Below are 19,469 nucleotides of genomic sequence, written 5' to 3'. Positions count from 1 at the left end.
CGGCCTCGAGACCTCGGCGAGGCGGCACACCGCGTCGACGGCGTCGGTGCGGGCGCGGGCCCGGGTTCAGTCTTGAGCGCGTGCCTGCTTCTGGCTCTCGTGGTCTCGTCGCCCTGGAGTGCATTGGCTTCTCCGCGAACTCGTTCTCGCCCACGCTGTGCTATGGGAGCGCTAGGACGACGATGTGCGAGGCCTCTGCTCTCATGGGTTGCCTGGTCCAGGGCTGAGTATTCCGGCCATCAATGGGGCGGACCCAATCCAGGCCATGATCGAACAGAGCCACGATGCGGGACAGCTGGCCGCCGGGCTTGAACGCGACCTCTAGTTTCCGCTGATGTCCGATTTCGTGGGCGGCTCGCCGGTGCCTGAACTTCAGCTGCAACTTCCGCCCTTGGCTCCTTTGCTCGCACCACTCCCGAAACTTCATGGCGGTGGCGCGATCCAGGTCGTCTGGGGGCGTCCGTGCGCCCAGGACCTGGTCCACCGAGGTGGTGAGCCCTCCAGCGCGGTTGGGCTCCAAGCAGTGAACTTCTCCTCGCGCCCCGTCTGCGTAGCGGAACAGGTTCAGGAGGCGATCCAGCGTCCACATCGCAACCGCGCTGCGTTCGATGTAGCGGTCGCGGTAGGTCACGGACGTAACCTCGCCGAGCTCGGCGAGGCGGCCCAATCCGGTGCGGTCTTCGAGGATCGCGGAGATGTTCGTGGCCTCGGGGGAGGTGTCCCCGCCGGGGATCACGAGCACCCACTGGCGCTGCTCCGGGCCCGGGCGGAGGGCGTCGGCGGACACGAGGCTCGCGCGGCTCCAGCGCTCCTCGAACTGCTCCCACGCCAGCTTGGCCGCGAGCTCCTGCGCACTCTCGACGGCGAAGCCGTCCTTGAGCCAGGCGCGGCCGAAGGCCGGGCCCTTCCACGCGCCCAGCGTGTCGCCGCTGGTGCTCATACCCCCGAGCACACGAACGCCGCGAGGCGAGCGGGCGAGGACGTTCCAGCAGTCCTCTTCCAGCGGTGGGAGCGCGGTGGAAGAGACGTGGGCGAGCTCGACGCCGAGCTCGACAAGCTGGGCCAGACGGCTCGCCAGGAGCAGTTGCCCGGGGTCGCCGCGCAGTTCAGGGAGTCGGCCGATCTGGAGCCGCACACGCCCCGCTCGCTGCGAGCCACGGACGGCGCGGGCCCACACGGCGCGCAGGACCTGGCCGGGCTCGAACGCGGACTCGTCGAGCTCGGCGGCCTGGAGAGACACTGTGAGGGCGTCGTCGTCGATGAGGTTCTGGGCTGCCATGCGCGGCGTCATGCCCCGCAGCGGGGCGGCGCCCTCCCGCTCAAACATCGCGCTGCCCTTCATCAGCCGCACGCGTCGGCCCTCGTCCTCGATCAGGTGGCGGCGCAGCCAGTGGATGTCGAGCCGTCCCTGCTCGACGAGGAACTGATTGTCGAACTGGACGAACGCCGCGAAATCGCGGGTATCGAGCAATTCGCAGACCTTTTGGATCAGGCCCAGGGGCTCTTCGTCGAGGTGCGCGAGGAGCCCCGAGCCGGAGCTGTCATAGATCACCGCCTCCGTCCCCGCTTGACCGAGGTCGTCGCGATACGTCGCTATCGTCGGTTGCAGCACGCGGGGGTCGACCGCGAGCTTTTCGGCGGCTGCTTGCTGCATGCAGACCGCCAGCGACAAGAAGAACTTCTCTGCGTCGCTGAACCCGCTGGTGGGCGGCGCGAGGTCGCCGAGGAGGCGCACGCGGTAGGCGTCGACGCTCTGCTGGATCCCGAGCACCTCGTGAACCCAGGATCGGTCTCCGTGCTCGCACTTCCGCGTCCACCGCAGCAACTCATGGCCACGGTATTCGCCCGGAGGCTGCTTGTCCCAGTCCTTCTCCGGGGCCGCGAGCCCGCATGCCTGGCAGATGCGGTATCCGAAGCCGTAGCGGGTGCCGACCGACCGGGAGGTGTACGCGACCTGCCCCTCGGAGCGGATGAACAGCGAGGACTTCGGCGTGAAGCCCATGGCGAGGGCGCCGGCGATGATCTCGGACGGCGGGCTGTGGCTGGGCCCGATCGTCGCCTTGGGAGCCGGCATGCGCTTGACGCTGCCCGCTAGCCGGCGGGGGCCCTTGCCGAACTTCACGGCGAAGCCGGCCGGCACGAGGTAGCTACGGACCGGGCTCGGTTGCGGCGTGCCGTCCGCCTCCTCGTCGCCGGCGTCGGCGCGCTCCTTGGCGGCCTTCTTGCTGCTCATGCGCGCGCTGCGGTCGAGGAATTCCAGGAAGGACTCGGTTTTGTGCTCGCAGACTTCACACTGCTGCGGCTGCGTATTGTCCTCGAACGTGACGAAGTGGCACTGCGAGCATTCGCTGAAGTAGCGGCGAGTGGCCGGGCCCGCTTCCTCGGCGAGCCAGTTCGGCACGAGGCCGGCGACGCGGTGGACCCGCTTCTTGGCGATGACTTCCCCGCCTGGGGCGTACTCGGACAGCGCGAGGTCGAGGCTTCGCTCCATCCGCAGCGCGGCGCCGTCCTCGTCCGGGTGGACATCATCGTCGTCGCGCCAGGAGACCTTGTAGGTCGTATCGAGGCGGACGACCTCGATCGGGAAGCCGAAGCGCGGCAAGAAGTCGTTGCGGACCAGGTAAGACAGCAGCGGCTCGCGCGCGAGGTGCTTCTTCTGCCGCTCCAGCAGGCGCAGGTACTTGTCGTCGCGCTTGCCCTCGCCGAGATCGCGTTCGCGCTGCTCTTGCTGCTTGAGCACCGACTCCTCCCGGCGGGCGCGGTCGCGGGCGTGGGTGAACGCGGCGGCGCAGACGCGCACGAGGGCCTCGAGGGGTTCGTTGGCGAGGCAGGTCCCGACGATGAGGCGCTCGCAGACCACCTGCATAAGGGGCTCGTCGGCCGGCAGGAGATCGAGCCAGCGTAGGAAGACGTCCGCGAGCGTCTCATCCTTGTCGATTGCCAGTCGGTCGCGGAGCGCGGCCGCGACGGCGTGGTGGGGGGCCGGATCGAGGATGAATTCTCCGACGTAGCCGAAAGCGCGCAGTGGGTTGCCGCCGCCCTGAGGGACAACGACGGCGCGGAAGAATTCGGCGAGTAGGAACGCGTTGACGTGTCGCAGGAGGAGCGCGCGGGAGTCGAGGCGCACCTGCGGGGGCACGATCGGCCGCTCGAGGAAGGCGCGGGGCTCGGCGAACACGCGCTGGTCATGGGGGCGAGGTTGGGCGAGCGTCAGGACGAGAGAAGAGCCGTCGGTGCGGCGCCCGGCGCGGCCGCCTCGCTGCCAGTAGTTGGCGGGGCCCGGCGGGACGTTGGCGAGCAGGACCAGGGTGAGGCCGCCGAGGTCGATGCCCATCTCCATCGTCGTCGACGACGACATGAAGTTGCGCTTGCCCTCGCGGAACTTGCGCTCCTGCTCCTCGAGCTCGTCGACCTCGAGCTGGGCGGTGTGCTCGACGCTCCACAGGCCGAGGAGCTGGTGATCGCGGACGCGGCGGACGGCGTGACGGCTGGCCCAGCGCTGGCGCTCCTCGTCGTCGAGCGGGCGCAGCGGGTGAGGGTTGTCCGGCTGAGGGCTGACGCCGAGGACGCTGCGGAATTGCAGCCGGCCAGTGACCGGCTCGATGAAGGGAGGTCCGTCGAGGTGGGCCTTGAACTGCAGGTGCTTCAGATCGATCTGCAAGCCCGTCTCACTGCCGGTGCCCGGCCCGGCGGCGCTTTTTTTCAGCCAGCGCTTGCAGACCGGGTTCTCCGCCCCGGCCAGCAGGGCGTCCCAGACGGCGCGCAGGAGCGCTTCGGCGTCGACGGGGAGCGGATGGCGCTCGTGCAGTCGTCGCGCGAAGTTGAGGAGCCGGCCTTGCGTCGAATGGAGCGGGATGGTCCGGTCCGATTCATCGGAGGGCGGGGCCGCGGTGCGCTGGCGCTGGACGCCCTGCTGCTTGCTGGCGAGGACGATAAATCGGTCCTTATGCGGCAGGGGCAGGAGGTCATACAGCGAGTCGGACTTGCCGGAGAACTCGGAGCGGAGGCTCTCTCGCTTGACGGCGCCGCGAGAGCGGGCGTAGTCGAGGACGGTCGCCAGCAGATCGTGCCAGGCCGCCTCGGACAGGGCGCCGCGCAGCTCGGTCGGGAGCTTGAGCTGACGGAGCCCCGGGTAGGACACCTCCACCAATCCGAGGAGCTCGAGCGTGTTGCCGCGGGTCACCGGGGGGGTCGACAATTCCTCGAAGATCGAGACGGTGGCGAGGTTGTGCAGGAAATCGTCGTCGGGGGCGTCCTCGACTGCGCTCGCCTCGGCGCGCTGGCGTAGTGAGGGGTCGGCCACGAGGGCCGCGTGGAGGTCGCTGAACTTGACCTGCCCGTCGTCGCTCTCAGGGCCGAGCGTGGCCAGGAGTCGCCACAGGAGCTGGCGATTGACGCCGATGTCGTGCGTGCGCTCGATCTCGACGGCGAGGCGTGCGGCGCCCTGCCGACTGTCCGAGAAGGCGAGCATGCGCCGGCCTCCGCCTGGGAGAGTATCGGAGGATTGCGGGATCTCGCCGAGGCTCGGATAGATCCCGTCGACCAGAGCCGGCAGCGCGGCGCGGGCGGGGAGCTGGAGGTCTTCGAGCTCGGCCTTTTCGATCTTGCAATGTGGGCAGCGGTCGAGCGCCAGCGATTCGTAGCGATCGTCGTCGCCGGCGATCACTGGCACCAGGTCGACGGGCTGTCCGCCCCACGAGTCGGGGAGCCGACGCGAGGTGTCGGAGCTAAAGTGAGCCATCTTCACGGTCCCCTGCGAGGCCGGGGTAGCGAACAGCAGTGGGGCCTGGACCGCGCCGGCCTTCTCCCACACGCGCAGCATGGGGCAGCCGCAGCTCCGGCAGAGGTACAGCCGGAGCCATGGGTCATCCTCGGCAATCTCGGCGGGGGGCTGGGTCGTCAGCGAGCCCCACGGCCAGGTCGGTGAGTCCGCGCCGTCGCGCTTGGGCTTGACCCACACGCCGGCAGGGGTGCGGACGAACAGGTGCATGCGCGCAGGGATGTACGGGTGCCTCTTGGCGGTGAGCCGGGCGAGGGAGCCGAGCTGCAGCAGCGCGTAGGTGGCCCGCTCGGCGCCTGCGCTGGCGCTGGCGGTGGGGAAGAGCTTGTGGACGACCTCGTGCAGATAGCGGGTCTCATGCTTTTCGCCGCCGCCGTCGCCCTCGAACAGCCAGCGGCGCAACTCGACGAGGCCCGGGTGGCGCGAGAGGACGTGGTGCAGCAAGAGTGCGGGACGGGACTCCGACTTCGCCACGAGTCCGGGAATCTCGTCGGCTGTAGCGAGGCCGAGCTCGACGCAGGCTCTTGCGGCCTTGTGCGCGGCGGCGTCGTCGCGGACCAAATCGTCGGGGTTACCCTTCGCGTCGAAATGGACGGTCTGGAGGTCTTCGGGCACCAGCGGGGGGGCGTCGGGCGGGGCGTCGGGGATCTGCAGGGGGCCGAGGTCGGTTCGGACGGGGCTGCCTTCCGAGGGCAGGTAGCGGTGGCCGACGATGGACGCGACCCGCTCGCGCGGGCTCGAGAACATGTCGGCCGCCAATTTGTGCAGGGTCTTGCCCTCGTCGTCGCCGCCGAGGGTCGCGGACGTCGCGTAGCCCTGGATGTCTTCGAGGTGGGTGCCGAAGCGCAGCGCGGCGCGGCGCAGGAGCATGTGGATCTCGGCGGCCTGGGCGCCGGCGTACACGTGGGCCTCGTCGAGGACGATCGCCCGCAGGCGCGGCCGCCCATCGTACATGATGTGGCGAAAGATGCTGTGATCCAGGGGCCGGATCAGCATGTACTCGAGCATCGAGAAGTTGGTGACGAGGATGTGCGGCGGGCCCTGCCGCGACTTGCCGGCGTCGCCGAGGCCCCGCAGGGACTTGCGGTCGATGATCTGACAATCGGGGGGCACCTCGCGCCCGAGGTTGTGATATTGCCGCTCGGCGGCGGTCCGCGACTCCTTCAAGCGGCTGGTGTAGAACGCGAAGGTGAGGTCGGCCTCGTCGCGGAGGAGCTCGAGGATCCGTTCGACCTGGTTGTTGACCAGGGCGTTGAGCGGGTAGATAATCATCGCGCGGATTCCGGGCTGAGAGATGTCATCGAGCCCGAGCTCGTGGTCCCAGAACAGGCGGTCGATCACGGGGATCAAGAACGACTCGGTCTTTCCGCTGCCCGTGCCCGCGGAGAGGATGACGGTCTTGCCGGCGGCGGCGTGCCGGATCGTCTCGACCTGGTGCTTATAGAGGGGGTAATCGATGCCGGCGGCGGCCAGGAGCTTGATGGTGCGCGGGTGGAGCGGGCGCTCGGGGTCTCGCGCGCTGAGGCTGGGAGACTGGAGGTCGACGGGGGTCTTGTCGGGCGGGAAGGGGAAGGCCCCCTGCACGAGCATCGGCGCGAACAGGCGGTCAGATTGCCGCGTCGAGGTGGCCCAGTCGCGGTGCAGGCGGTGGGCGAGCTCGGGGTCCCGGACGTTGAAGCTGTCGAGCAAGAAATCGGCCAGCCGCTCGCGTAGCTTGCGCTGGGCGCCGAATGCGTCGAACTGGTAGTGTGGTCGTGTCGCGGACGAGTTCATCGGTGGTCTCCGGATTTTTGGGGGTCGATACGGTCCCAGGAATTGAGCCAGTAGTCGAAGCTCCTGCGGGCGAGCGGCTCGATGCGGCTGAGCGCGCGCATGGTTCTGTAGGTCATGGTCTCGCCCCGGCGCCAGAGATGGACGGCCCAGGCCCAGGTGGCGGCAGCTCGTTCGAGCTCCTGCAGGCGTTCGGGGAGTCTATCGAACCAGGCGGGGTCGAACCGGGGAGGTGTCGAGCGTCGCTCATTCGTGGGGATGTCCAGTTCGCCGAGCCCGGCGCTCAACGCCGCCGCGTGCCTGTTGAGCTGCTGCAGGCCGAGCAGGCGGGGGACGCACAGCTTGTTCGGGTCGGGCTCGAGATCGGGCTCGGTGAGCCACGCGCGCTCGTCAGGGCTGATGCGTCGCGGCTCTTTGTAAGCGTTGAGCTGGCGTTGGAGCTCGATCGTCTGGTCTCGGTGCTGGCCCTCGAATGACAGCAGGTGACCCCAGGCGCGAGCAGCCGCGCAGAGCAGGCCGGCGTCGAGTTCAGCGACGCAAGCGAGCAGCTTGTTGGCGGCGCCGGAGCCGTGCATATACAGGCGGCCGGCGACGCATTCGAGGTCGCGATCACGGACGAACATCCACGCGAGTCCGGTCTGCTCGTAGTAATCGGTGATGAGGCTGTCGAGCGCGCTGGGATCTTCGCGCAGCAGGGTCTCGAGGCGCCAGGAGCCGGTGATCTCGGGCAAAATTTCGGCGATGCGGAACCATTTTATGCCGACACGCGTCAGGTTGCGGAGCAGGCCGGGGAGGTACATCTCGTCCTTGCCCTCCTCGCTCCACTGGTCCAGAAGCGGTGGGAGCTTGCGGATGTCCGGGTTGTCCCACAGCTCGGCTTCGAGGCGGGAGAAGTGGGGAGGCGGCGGAGGCAGGGTGCCGTCGGGGCAGAACACCAGGGTGGCGCCGGAGAGCTGCCGCTCACCGCTGAACAGCGCGACCTGATAGCTGCCGGGCTCCAGGGGAGCCTCTGCCTCGTAGCCCGCCTTGCCGTCCAAATCCGGCCAGGTCGCGGCTTGGGCCGGCAAGGAGACGCTCGGGGCCCACGGCTGCCAGGCGCGGACTGCCTCGATGTGCACCTCGCCGGGCGGTCGCCGCGACCAGGCGACGCGCAGCCGCGGAGGGGCGCCGTCTTCGCCGGGGACGATCCGCACCAGGGGTTTTTTGTTGTGGGGGATGGCAAAGGCCCGCTTCTGCTCGCTGTGGTCGGGCCAGCGGACGTGGATGCGCAGCTGCTCGACCTGCTTCTGCTCGGCCATCCGCTGGAGCATGGCCGACGGGATCTCGCGGAATGGGAACACGCGCTCGCCGTTTGGCGAGAGGCGTAGCGACCAGCGCTCGTCTTCGATCTGGAGCTGGACGATCGTGCGGGGCTCGCCGTATACGCGCAGTCCGCCGCCGGAGCGTAGTGCCGAGAGGTCGTCCTCGCCGTCGCGGACGGCGCCTTCGGTGTCGACGACCTCCATGATCTGCGGGCGGGCGAATAGCCGCCACACGCCGAGCCACGGGGTGCCGGCGAGCTCGCAGTGGAGCACGACCTGGCCGCGGACGACCGGCGAGAGCGTGAGGCGGCCCTTGCCCTCCTGGGTCGGTAGATCGGGCGAGAGGGTGCGCAGTCTTGCGTGCAGAGTGGGGCCGGAGAGGGCCGCGGTGGTGCCGCCCGGGCCGCCGAGGACCTCCGCCCTCGTGTCGGCCGGGAGCACGGCGACGCGCTCGGTGCAGGTGTGACTCCGGAGCGAGAAGTCGAGGGAGAAAACGCCGGTCTGCGGCCAATCGAGGGTCGAGGGGGAAGCCGACGAGAGCTTGAGGCGACCGCCGCGGACGACCACCTGCAGCGAACCGAGGCTCTCGCCATTGCGGCGTACGGTACAGGTGCCCTTGCCGCGCATGATGTTGCTGCGGAACTCGGGGGCGCCGCAGACGACCGGCGCGTGGGCGAGCCGGAGCCCGGGGACCGCGTTCGTCAGGGTGAGCTCGAGCGGGGGCGGGGTCGCGGACAATGTCCACGACTGGGTCTCGTCGTCCGGGCCGGAGAGCTCGCACGCGAGGTCGTGGTCGGACATGGTCCCGATCCAGGCCTCGAGGGGCTCCTTGCCGCCGGGGAGGAAGCCCGCCGGGGCGTGCAGGCGCCAGCCGGGGGCGAGCACGAGGGCGACGCGGGTGCCTGCGCGCGGATGACGGAGCAGCCGTCCGCGCTCGGCGTCGAAGACGGCGATCGGGGCGGTCGGGACGGCCAGCTCGGCGACGACGACCTCGCCCGTGTCCCGCCCGTCCCTGAACTGGGCGAGGAGCTGGGCCTGGAGGTTGCGGGGGAGGCGGATCCGCGGCCCCTCGCGGTGCTCGAAGAGGTCGCGCCTGCCGTCCCGGCCGTGAACGCGGACGTACAGGGCGCTGCGGGGCTGCAGATCGTCGAGTAGCTGCACGCGGAACTCGTGGACCTCGAGCGGCAGGTCGTCGGGCGGGCGGAGCCGCTGCGGGAGGGCGATGACGGCGCGCTCGTAACCCCGCCCGTCGAGGTGCCATTGCCAGCGCGGGGCGCCGCAGGCCTCGTCGTCGGATGAGGGGCACAGGTGCTCGAGCATGCGTCGGGTGGCGTCGGTGCTGGGGGCGTCGAGCGCGGCGGCCAGTTCGTTTGCGCCGAAGGTCTGCAGCGCGGCTTCCGGGGTGGCGTTCTGGCCGAGCAAAGCGCGTACGTTGGCGAGGTCCTGGAGCCTCGCGGCGAGGGCTTCGCGGGTCTCTTCATCGAGGGCGCGCTCGACCCGCTCGCCGAGAGTGCGCCGCGCGTGGAGGTCGATCCAGGCCGCGATAGTCTCGAGCTCGGTGCTGACGATCCAGTCCCAGAGTTGCTGGCGCGCGACGAGGGCGGCGAGCTTCTCGAGCAGCACCCAGCCCGCTCCGGATTGGCGGATCAGCGTGCCGAGGAAGCGCCGCTGGGGCCCGCGCGCGGTGACGACTCGCATGATCTCGATGCCCCAGAGCTTGGCTCCGTCCTCGAGCGCGTTGTATTGGGGCTGGTCCAGGTGCCTCGGCCACAGTGATACATGGGCGGAGATCCGGTCGTAGGAAAAGGGGCCCTCGGCGGCGGCGCGGAGCGCCCTGGCGCCGAGCAGCAGGGCGGCGGCGCCCCAACGCTTGCGGCTGGCAGCGTCGAGTCTTGACAGCCCGAGCTCGAACCCGCGCGAGACGCCTGCGTGTAGCTCACGCTCCTCGCGCTTGTCCAAGGCGACGCGACCCAGGCTATCGCCGCCTATGCGCTCGCGCAGGTTGTTGAGGAGGTGGAGCAGGTCGTGGATTGCTTTCATGATACTCCAATAGGCGTGGAGGTTGATGACGATAGGAGAAGGTTGTAAGCCCCCGGGCGCGCATAAATTTCGTGGGGCGAAGAAGGGAGATGTATGGGCGAATCTGTTGTCGCCCATACGCGATGTCAGCTTTTGATGGGTTCCCGTGTCGCGCTCATGGCCGGCGAGGCGAGTGTTCGGACGTCTCGACGATACGCTCGAGCCGAGCCTCGTCAAGCAGCTTGTGATGTGGTTCGCTCGGTTTCCGCGCTTGAACATGCGTTAGGGAAGCATCCTGCACTCAACATTCCGGCGTAGCCTGATCACTACCTTGCTGAGTTAGAAAAAGCGCGGGCGTTGCAGTCAGGATTTTCAATCTGGCTGTTCTCGTCAATTAGCAGAGCGAGGGGCACGCCGGGACATTCCCACGTGACGCACTGAGGCTCGGCTGGAAGTGCGAGCCACGCGCGAGGCGATGCGCTCAAGTAAAGCGGGCCGTCCGGCTCGTTGGCATCGACGTCGAAACCTCGCTGCCTGATCGTCACCCATTCGAGGCGCGTGATCAGGCCTTGAGCGTGAGCGGCGGTGAAGTGGCCAGCTTCATGATCGGCCCGCTGTACAAGGCTCGTTGTCGGGGGGGGTCCGGACATTTGGCCGCCAGATCAGCACGTCTTGGGGGGGGCGGCAAGCGGATCTTGGAAAGCGCTTCAGGACGACGTTCCTAAGGCCTGGAGTGCTTGCTTCTTCCCTGGCATCCTCGTCCGATGGACGCCAAGATCCAAGAAGCCCTCCTCGTCGCCCTCCGCGCCCTGCCCAAGGTCATGCATGTCCCTCAGGAGGAGTGGGAGCGACATCGAGTATGCGTTAGCGCGGATGCCACTGCATATTGCCGCGAGAAGGTTCTCCTCAGCGAGACGCAGTTCATTTCGTACACCGGATGGTATCCAGCGGCTGGCACTGGGAAGCTGATCCCCAGCGCCTATGATGGCTCGAAATCCCTTGGGTACTTGCCACCGGAGGTGGACCAGAATGTCGAGAGAGACCTTGAGCTGCCAGAAGATCAAGAGCTGCGGGCGGAGTTCCTCGGCATCAACGACCGAGCCCATCCACTCTTCCAACATCCGATCCCTCCGACCTACCTCAAAGAGCTCCTGAGATAGTTCCCAGGACGACGTCTCCATAGCACAGGCCGCTCCAACGCGGGAGCTGCGCGGGCACGATGCCTCCACGGCCGCGTCCAGCCGAGTGCAACGGGCACGCCTGCAGCGACCAGCTCGACGGCGAAGCTCGGCGTGGCGTCGTGCGATTCGGCGCTGTGGCAGTTCGAGAGCACGACGATCGGGGGCATCGATGCGGCACGCCGGAGCACGGCGATCAACTCCACGGGCGAGACGTCGGCAGGCGTGCCGTCCGGTAGGCGGCCGCGCATGCCAACGTCGTCCTCCATGACCAGCCGCGTGGCCCTGCGGGGTCATCACCCGTGGCCGGTGAGATGCACGACGTCGTAAGTGTCTACCAGTAGCGCCCGTTCGAGGTCCTGGAGCGTACCGTCCTCGACCACACGCACCAGCGCCCGGCCGTCGCTCACGAAGGGGGCGAGCACCTCGAGAAAGCGCTCTTCCTCCTTCTCGTAGTCGAGCTCGGGCTGCACGTCCTCCTCGAGAAGAACCGGGACGGGTACCGCTACACGCAATTCTGCGAGCTGTACCGAACCTGGCTGAAGCAGCGCGGGCTGGACGATGCGGATCGACCACGTGGCCGGCGACAAGGCCTTCGTCGACTACTCGGGCAACAAGCTGCACATCGTCTATCCGAGGACCAGCGAGTGCATCTCGGTCGAGCTCTTCCGGCTCGGGACGGCCAAGCGGATCGGCGACCCCACGAACGTCAGTGCTATACGAGGAACGCGGCAGGCGCGCCTCGTCGCAAGCCTGCCGAGCTTGCCCGAGTTTGCACCGACGCGCCGCCCCAGGTGCACCACCGGCACACGAAGGACGGTGACGCTCCCGAGCGCCCTGGGCCACATTGTGACAGGAACTCCTGCGATGCGCGAGCGGTCACCGGCGTGGGCGTGCTCAAGGCAGCGGCTTCGACGCAGAGCACGATGAGAGCGGGTTGCCGTCGCCGAGCTGGAGCGCCTCGAACGCCGCCCCGAAGACGGCCGCGAACTCGTCGCGCGTGATCGTTCCGCCGTCGTCGTCGAGCTCCGCGAAGTCGCTGAACTGCGGCTCGTTGCTCAACTGGAGCACCTGCGAGTCCGGCACGCCCAGCTCTGCGGCCACCTGGGTGAGCTCGAGCTGCTGCTCGAATGCGATATCGATCAAAAAGATCGGCTCGCGGTCGCCCTGGCTCGTCGGCACCATGTGGGGGGCTTCGCACTCGTTCACCGCGGCTAGGAAGCGATCCTTGTCGCTGGCTTGCCATTCGCTGAACTCGTCCGCGGGCCCGTAGATGTTCTTGACGGCCTCCTTCGTCGCGGCGTCGAACAGGTTCTGGTTGGACTGGACGTGCTTCAGGACCTCGTCGGACTTGACCCGGATCCCTCGCGCGTGGCACCCCATGCATGAGATGCCGTTGACGACCGGAGCTCCCCCGTCTTCGACGTTGACGACCACATCCGTCGGCGCCTTATCCAGGCGGTTCCCAGCGGCATCGACGATCATGTAGCCCTGGAGCCTATTCTCTAGCGAATAGATGATCTCCCCGCCGGCCGCCTTGAAGTCGATGGGGTGAGCCTTGATGTCTGAGAAGCCGTTGTTGCTGTTGAAGTCGCGGCTGATCCAGAAGTAGTCCTCCGCGGACAGGAGGAACCGCTGGATGACGCGGTTGAAGAACCCGACGTTCGACTTCTTGAAGCCGGCCCACGTCGTGACCTCCTGGTCGTTCGCGGCCTCGAAGGCCGTATCCGCGGCAAGGTCGATGCCGAGCTTGCCCTCGAGGTCCGCCAGCGTGCCGGGGATCCCAAGGAGCTGGTGATAGAGCGGCGGCCGCGTCGTGGAGTGCAGGAGCGCGTCGCCCGGGAGCACGAACACCTTCGTCTTCGTGTCCTGCTTGACCGCGTTCGCGTTGGTCATAAATCCGCCGTCGAAGTACTCGACCGCGAACGGGACCTCACACACGACCGACTCGTACTGGAGCGCCGACCACCCGTAATGACGGAGGTCGTAGCGGAAGAGGGTCCTGCCGGAGCCGTCGACGGCAACGGGCGGGTGAATGAATTTCGTCGTCGACAGGCTGTTGAGAGCCTTGGACAGCGCCTGCTCGTACGTCTTGAGCTGTGCCGGGCAAAGGCCGAGGTTGCGGAGATGGACCAACGAGTAGTAACGCATGAACGGCCGGTCGTCGCCGTCCACCTGGCCCAGATCCTGGTGGATGAGGTCGACCATCTCATGCGGCTCGATGGGGTCCGCCGGAGCGCACTTCGGCGGCACCAACGGATCCCCAGCGGGGGCCGTGACGCACTTGCTGATATACTGCCCGAACTCCTCCAGCGAGGACGCGGGCACCGCCTCCTTCGGAGGCATCTCCCCGTTCTCGACGCGCGCGTACAGCTTGGAGGCGTCGGGGTTGCCGCCGACGATCCGTTTCTGCTCGATCATGGTGTCGAGGTCGGAGATGTTGTGCAGCCCCCCATTGCCCGGTTCGACGCCATGGCATGTGTCACAGTAGGTCTTCAGGAAGTCCCGCGACGCCTCGCGCAGCACCGCACAGTCCTCGATCAGCCCGGTCTCGGCCGCGCCGGTCGTGGGATCGTCAGTCGTCGCGCCCGTCCCGGACTCGCCGGTGGGCGTGCCCGTGGGGTCCGACGAGCTCGTGGGCTCTGCGCCCTCGCTGTCGGTGGGTGTCTTCTCTGGAGGCCATGGAGGGCACCCTGCAAGGAGCAACAGGGCGGGGAGCGTAGTAGCGAAACGATGGCTTGAGCGCATGGGCTCGAAATAGGGGGTAGGCAAATCAGCTTGCCAGTGTCGGGCTTCACAGCCGACCCGCCGCGTGATGGGATCCGCGGCGAAGTTGAGTCGAGTGCTGCGAGTAGCGTCCCTCACAGTCCGTCCGTACGTCGATCTGCGCAACTTGAAATGGGCGCAGCCTGGACCACGCTCCCGGTGTGTCATTCGCGCGCCCCTGTCGAGTCATCCTCGGCGTCAGCCTCGCCCTGTCCCTGCTGCCGGCTCCGGTCCTCGCCCGGAACAACGGCTCTCCAGCGACACAGACCCAGGCGGCGGCGACGGCCGGGAGAGCGCCACGTCCGCGGCCCCGCATGAAGGGTCCGACCAGCCAGGAGTTGAAGGCTCAGGTCGAGCTTCTCGAGCGCCAGCTCGACGGAGAGAGGCAGGCGAATCGCATCCTCACCCGCGAGAACAGCGGCCTGACGCGCACAGCGAACAAGCTGTTGGCCCGCGATTACCTCGGTGTTGCGCGCGACTTCGAAAAGCTCCAGGGACGCGAACAGAAGCTGAACGCGTCGCGGATGCTCATCTCGCTCGCCGTGCTCCAGGAGCAACCCCAGCACCTCGAGCAGGCGCAATCGCTCCTCGTCGAGCTGCAAGACGAGCAACTGACGGGCGCGACCTTCGGCGATCACCCGGCAACTCGGCCCGAGGGCCCGGAGGAACTGCACGATCGTGTCCTGAGCACCCAGCGAGAACTCGACGAGTCGCGGGCCGCGTTTCAGGCCCGCCGCAGGAGCCGCGCCGAGCTGATCACGGGCGGCGTGATGGGCGGCGTCGTCCTTGCCAGCGCCGCGCTGTTTGCCCGCACGGTGTCCTGGCACTCGCTCGCCCAGGAGCGGATCGCACTGCAGCCCGCGGGGGCGTCGCCGCAGTACCTCTCGGAGCTGCGCGCCTTCGAGCGGACGACCGAGACGTGCATGGTGGCCAGCGCAATCGCCGGCACCTTCGCCCTCGTCCTGTCGGCGACCCTCATCGCCATCGGCATCCGCGATCGCTCGCGCTTGCGCACGCTGCAGCTCTCCATGGTTCGTTGAAATGCGCCTGATCCTGAGTACGACGGGCCGCTCATCGAGCGACGGGCTCGGACACGTCGCGTTCGCCGCCACCCATCCGGTCGCTGCTCACGGCCATGATGGTCCTGGCGCCACGGTCACTGGTGGCCGGGCCCATCCGAGCCACGCGCTTGCGCTCGGAGCGTGCGCGGGCGATCGATGATAGCCTGTCCGAGCCGCTCATGCCCGGACCGATCGCCGCATCGGCAAGGCGCCGCCCCGCGTCCAACCCTCGCTGCGAGCGATCTCTAGCATAACCCGATGGCCTGTGGGATTTCAATCATGGGCTCTTCGCCTGGCCCACGGACCAGTCGATCCCCGCGTCTCCGGTCATGGGCCCGCACCTGTACTCTTGGGCCGCGGTCGGGCGAGAGGCCGTCACATACGGGCTGCGACGGGTTGGCTCAAACTTCCCGAGCGTCGTCCCGTGCGCGGCCCGTACCACCGGCTCACGATACTCGTCGAAGGCTAGGCCGCGGCGGTGCCGGAGGTTGCAATGCGCGACGGCCGAACGCGCCCTCTCGTCGTCGAGAGACACAGTGCGCCAGGTCGCCAGGTCGGGGCAGGCGGTCGTCCGGCGCTCCAGCTCGCGCTTCAGTTCAGAGGTGGAGCGCAACAGCGACGTGATGTCCATTCGGGTGACGCCGTGCTCCTCGCGGGCGATCCACAATTCATCGTCCCTGGCAAAGACTTGCGTCCCGGGGCCCTGGCCCTCGAGCGAGGCGAACTCATCCAGGGAGCTCGCCTCGAACAGGCGCAGGCCCGCGTGCGGGTCGTCCAGGGCGACGAGAGCCGGTCGAGCCTGCATGAAGAGGTGCCACGCCCCGCTCCCGAGAGATCCTTCGCCATGCGCGACCTCGCGGCCGTCCGCGGTTTGCACGCGCAGATTCCCGCTTCGCGTCCTCACCGCGAGGAGACCACTGCGGCAGTCCAGCGCGGCCAGCGAGACACGGCCCGAGCCGAGTTCGAAGCTCCTGGTGACGACGGCGCCCAGGGCATCCCAGATGACGACCCTTGCATGTCTCGTGTCCCATACCAAGACCCGCCCGTCAGGACATCCGGAGCCGCCCAGAAGCCGCATCCCGGTGGCGGGTTGGAGCTCCGTGAGCGCGAGTTTCTGCGAGACATCCAGGCGCACCAGCCTGCCGTCCAGCCCCGTCGAGGCGACGTAGCGGCCGCCGAGGAGCTCGGAGAGCCCTGTCACCTCCGCGCCGTGCGCCTCGACCCGCGCGACTCGGGCTCCGTCCGCGCCGTACAATGAAACCTGGCCGTCGCCATATCCGACGAGCACCTTCCCGTCGGGAAGAACTCGCAACATTGTCGCCCCCGTGGTCAAGCGGCGCTCTCGCTTGCGCGAGGCGAGGTTCCACCGATACACCGCGCCGTCTTCGGTGAGCACCACCAGGGCGCGGCCGTCGGGAGCGAGTTCCATCACTCGCGCCGCCTGGCGCCACAACCGCAAGGTGTGAGTCTGTCGGCCGGTGCCGAGATCATGGACGTGAATGGCCGAGCCCGTCGACAGCGCGACCTGTCGCGCTCCCATTGCGATCCGGGACCAGCGCGACGGATCGTCGATCAGGCGCCGAGGCACGCGCGCCTGGAGCTCCGTCATATCCCATACCCGCGCGGTCATATCATGCGACGTCGACACCAGTTCGCTGCCGTCACGCGAGAATTCGAGCTGGAACACGCCGCCGCGGTGGCCCTCCAAATCATACGATCCTCCATGTCCTTGGGTCGGCCACACTCGGATCAGGCCGCTCGCGGAGGCCGCCGCCAGCAGGTCTCCGGAGGGGGTGAAGGCGATCGCGCTAATCGCGGCGTCGAGCTTCCGCTGATACAGCATGTGGCCCCTGTCGGCGGACCACAGCTTGACGTCTCCGTCGTTGCCCGCGGTGGCGATGTACCGACCTGTCCCGTCGAAGCGCGCGTCCTGAACGCCGAATCGCTCGGGTCCGAGGACATGCAGCAGCGTGCCTCCTGCGACCGCCCACATGTGCGCTGGCCCGGACGAAGGTGCGGTGACGACCCGGGCGCCGTCCAGGCTGAAGTGGGCGCGGAGCACCCTTCCTTTGCCGTGACGAAGCGTTTGCAAGAGCGCTGGTCGCTCGAGCGACCAGATCCGCGCCGTGCCATCGGCGCCGGCCGAAACGAGCAGACGGCCGTCGGCGCTGACCTCGACGTGGAACACGTCGCCCCGATGTCCGTCGAATCTCGCATCCTTGACCCGCTCGAAATCCAGAGCGGCAGCGTCTTTGCGCCTCTCCCATAGGAAGATTTCGCCGTGGTCGCCACCCGAGACGAGCTGGTCGCCGTCCGGGCTGAAATCGACGAACCACACAGGTCCCGTGTGCCCTGTGAGCACCCGCGAGACCTCCGGATCGGAGGCGTCCCAGACCCTCACGGTCCCGTCCCGCGAAGCCGAGGCAATGACGCGGCCGTCCCGACTGAACTGCACGATATGCACATCACCGGTGTGACCCGCCAGCACCCGGGGTTCGCCGGTGCCGTCCGTTCGCCATTGGCGGATCGTATTGTCGAGGCTGGCGGTGACGACATGTTCACCACCGGGTGAGAAGGCCACTCCGCGCAGCTCCTCGGTATGACCCCGCAAGATCGTCCAACTGAGCGGGCGCAGCAGCTTGTTGAGCGCTACGTTGCGCCACTGTGGCGTACTGATGTCTCGGACAGCCGCGAGGAGCGACGCGGCGATCGTCGGGTCCCGCTCGCGTATAGCGCCCAGCGTGCATGAGGCGTCGAAGAGCTCGCTCTCGGTGGCCGCGAGCGCTCGAGCCTTCTTCCGGGCGTCGGCCTCGGCGCGCTGTGCTTCCTCCTCCGCACGCTGTGCTTCCTCCTCCGCACGCTGTGCTTCCTCCTCCGCGCGGGCCCAGCCGATCTGCAACCGAAAGACGGTGCATGCGACCGCGACGATCAGCAGCCCGCTCATGACGACGAGCGCGGCCCGCCGGACTTGCCGGCCGGGATCGCGCTGGAGCTGCTCGACGAGCGCCTGCATCGATGGCCACCGCTCGTTCGGGTCCGGGTGGAGACCGCGGAGCAGGATGCGTCGCAGCCAGAGCGGGGTCCTCTGTCGCTTGAGCCCGAGGGCCTGCCACGCGCGGAGGTCGTGGCGCCACTTCGGTGCGAGCGGTACCTCGCCGTGCATGGCCTGCCACAGGGCCAGACAAAAGCTGTATTGATCGCTCCGGGCGTCGCAGATGCCGCCTGAGAGCTGCTCCGGGGCCATGTAGAGCACGGTTCCGGGTTGCTGCCGTGGAGGAGCGACGCTTTCCTCCAGGTGGGGACGATGGCCAAGGCTGCTGTCTCGCAGGGTCGGTGCCTCGCTCGCCAGCCCGAAGTCGGCGACGACGACCCGGCCGTCTCGCGCCACGAGGACATTGTCTGGCTTGAAGTCCCGGTGAACCAGGCCGGCACGGTGGGCGCTATCGAGTCCGCGGCCGGCGGCGCTGTACAGTTGGATCCACCGACGCCAGGGAACCCGCTGTCGGCGCTCCAGCTCGCCGAGCGAGTGGCCGTCGAGCAGCTCCATGGCGATGTACGCCCGTCCCTGATGCTCGCCGACCTCGTAGATGGTCAAAATGTTGTGATCGTCGACCTTGGCGAGCGCCTTGGCTTCCTGGAGGAGGCGGTCGCTGGAGTGCTGTGCGTGCAGGATCTTCACGGCGACCTTGCGCTCGAGCTGCGGATCGAACGCGGCGAAGACGGTGCCCATGCCACCGCGGCCGACGGGCTCGAGGAGAATGAAGCGTCCTAGCCGCGGGGCGCTGTCCGGGTCGATCAGGCGCGACTCGACGAGCGCGAGCTCCAGTCCGCACGGGTCCGTCGAATACGGGCCGCGGATAGAGCCGAACAGCGAATCTTCGCGCATCTCGGATCTCAACGGGTGCTCGCGGTAGTCAGCTCGATCCACTCGCCGGCGTCGAACCCGCTAGCGAGCAATCGGTCCTTGAGCCGCTCCCGCGCCTGCCGGAGCTGCCAGCGCACGGTACCGACCGGGCGCCCCACAATCCCGGCGATCTCGGTGGTCGTCAGGCCGTTCCAGTAGTGAAATTCGAGCACCTCCTGCAGCTCCGCAGGCAGGCGCCGGAGCTCAGCGCAGAAGGTCTGTCGACGCCCCTTCTGGGCGACTACGCGGCTGGGAGACGGCCCGGGAGCGCTGGGGTCGCCCTCCCACGAGTCGCGATGGGCGACGCGGGCGCCACCGCGAAAGTGCTCAAGGGCACGTCGATACGCGACCGCCAACACGAAGCTGCGCAAGCGTCCCTGTCCGCCGTAGGCGCCGAGACCTCGCTCGAACAGCCGGATGAAGGTGTCATTGACCAGGTCCTCCACGTGCTGCCGCGGGACCTTGTTGCCGAGAAAGCGTATCAAGTGAGGATGGTACTCCCGCACCATTCGGCGGCGAGCGTCGAGATCTCCTCCGGCGCACGCCCGGGCGAGCGCGAAATCGTCGGGATCGATGGCGGGTGAATCGTCCAGGTTGGACCGCATGCCGAACTCCTGCTGACCTTGCTTCTAAGCTCGAGTCTTTGCGCGGGGCAAACGAATGTCATCACCGTGTCGCGCCCAGGCGCGG

8 protein-coding genes are annotated in these 19,469 nt (G+C 68.1%); 2 read left to right on the top strand and 6 right to left on the bottom strand.

The features are described from left to right. Nucleotides 1–160: 160 nt before the first annotated feature. Entirely contained in the window at nt 161–6,553 is a 6,393-nt protein-coding gene (locus POL25_RS04595; RefSeq protein WP_272084605.1) for a DEAD/DEAH box helicase, read from the bottom strand. After that, entirely contained in the window at nt 6,550–9,891 is a 3,342-nt protein-coding gene (locus POL25_RS04590; protein WP_272084604.1) for a hypothetical protein, read from the bottom strand. The genes POL25_RS04595 and POL25_RS04590 overlap by 4 nt, the downstream gene beginning before the upstream one ends. Before the next feature lie 743 nt (nt 9,892–10,634). Between POL25_RS04590 and POL25_RS04585 the strand changes: the two genes are divergently transcribed. Then, nucleotides 10,635–11,030: a hypothetical protein gene (locus POL25_RS04585; protein ID WP_272084603.1), complete on the top strand. Its 396-nt coding sequence runs from the start codon at nt 10,635–10,637 to the stop codon at nt 11,028–11,030. Between the two features lie 314 nt (nt 11,031–11,344). Here POL25_RS04585 and POL25_RS04580 read toward each other — a convergent pair whose 3' ends face one another. Then, entirely contained in the window at nt 11,345–11,638 is a 294-nt protein-coding gene (locus tag POL25_RS04580; RefSeq protein ID WP_272084602.1) for a CHAT domain-containing protein, read from the bottom strand. Between the two features lie 307 nt (nt 11,639–11,945). Continuing rightward, entirely contained in the window at nt 11,946–13,754 is a 1,809-nt protein-coding gene (locus POL25_RS04575; RefSeq protein WP_272084601.1) for a c-type cytochrome domain-containing protein, read from the bottom strand. 374 nt (nt 13,755–14,128) lie between these two features. Here POL25_RS04575 and POL25_RS04570 point away from each other — a divergent pair, with 374 nt between their 5' ends. Beyond that, nucleotides 14,129–14,854, top strand: a complete 726-nt coding sequence (locus tag POL25_RS04570) for a hypothetical protein (RefSeq protein WP_272084600.1) — start codon at nt 14,129–14,131, stop codon at nt 14,852–14,854. 298 nt (nt 14,855–15,152) lie between these two features. On the opposite strand, the gene POL25_RS04565 is transcribed toward POL25_RS04570, so the two are convergent. Both POL25_RS04565 and POL25_RS04560 read right to left on the bottom strand, forming a co-directional pair. After that, nucleotides 15,153–18,761: a protein kinase domain-containing protein gene (locus POL25_RS04565; RefSeq protein ID WP_272084599.1), complete on the bottom strand. Its 3,609-nt coding sequence runs from the start codon at nt 18,759–18,761 to the stop codon at nt 15,153–15,155. A gap of 8 nt (nt 18,762–18,769) precedes the next feature. Then, on the bottom strand, nt 18,770–19,384 hold the full coding sequence (locus POL25_RS04560; protein WP_272084598.1) for an RNA polymerase sigma factor: 615 nt from the start codon (nt 19,382–19,384) through the stop codon (nt 18,770–18,772). Nucleotides 19,385–19,469 lie beyond the last annotated feature (85 nt).

This window comes from Nannocystis bainbridge (assembly GCF_028368995.1).
In the GTDB taxonomy this organism is placed as follows: Bacteria; Myxococcota_A; Polyangia; order Nannocystales; family Nannocystaceae; genus Nannocystis; species Nannocystis bainbridge.
Note: the sequence above shows the minus strand (reverse complement) of the source record. Positions and strands in the feature narration are given on the sequence as shown.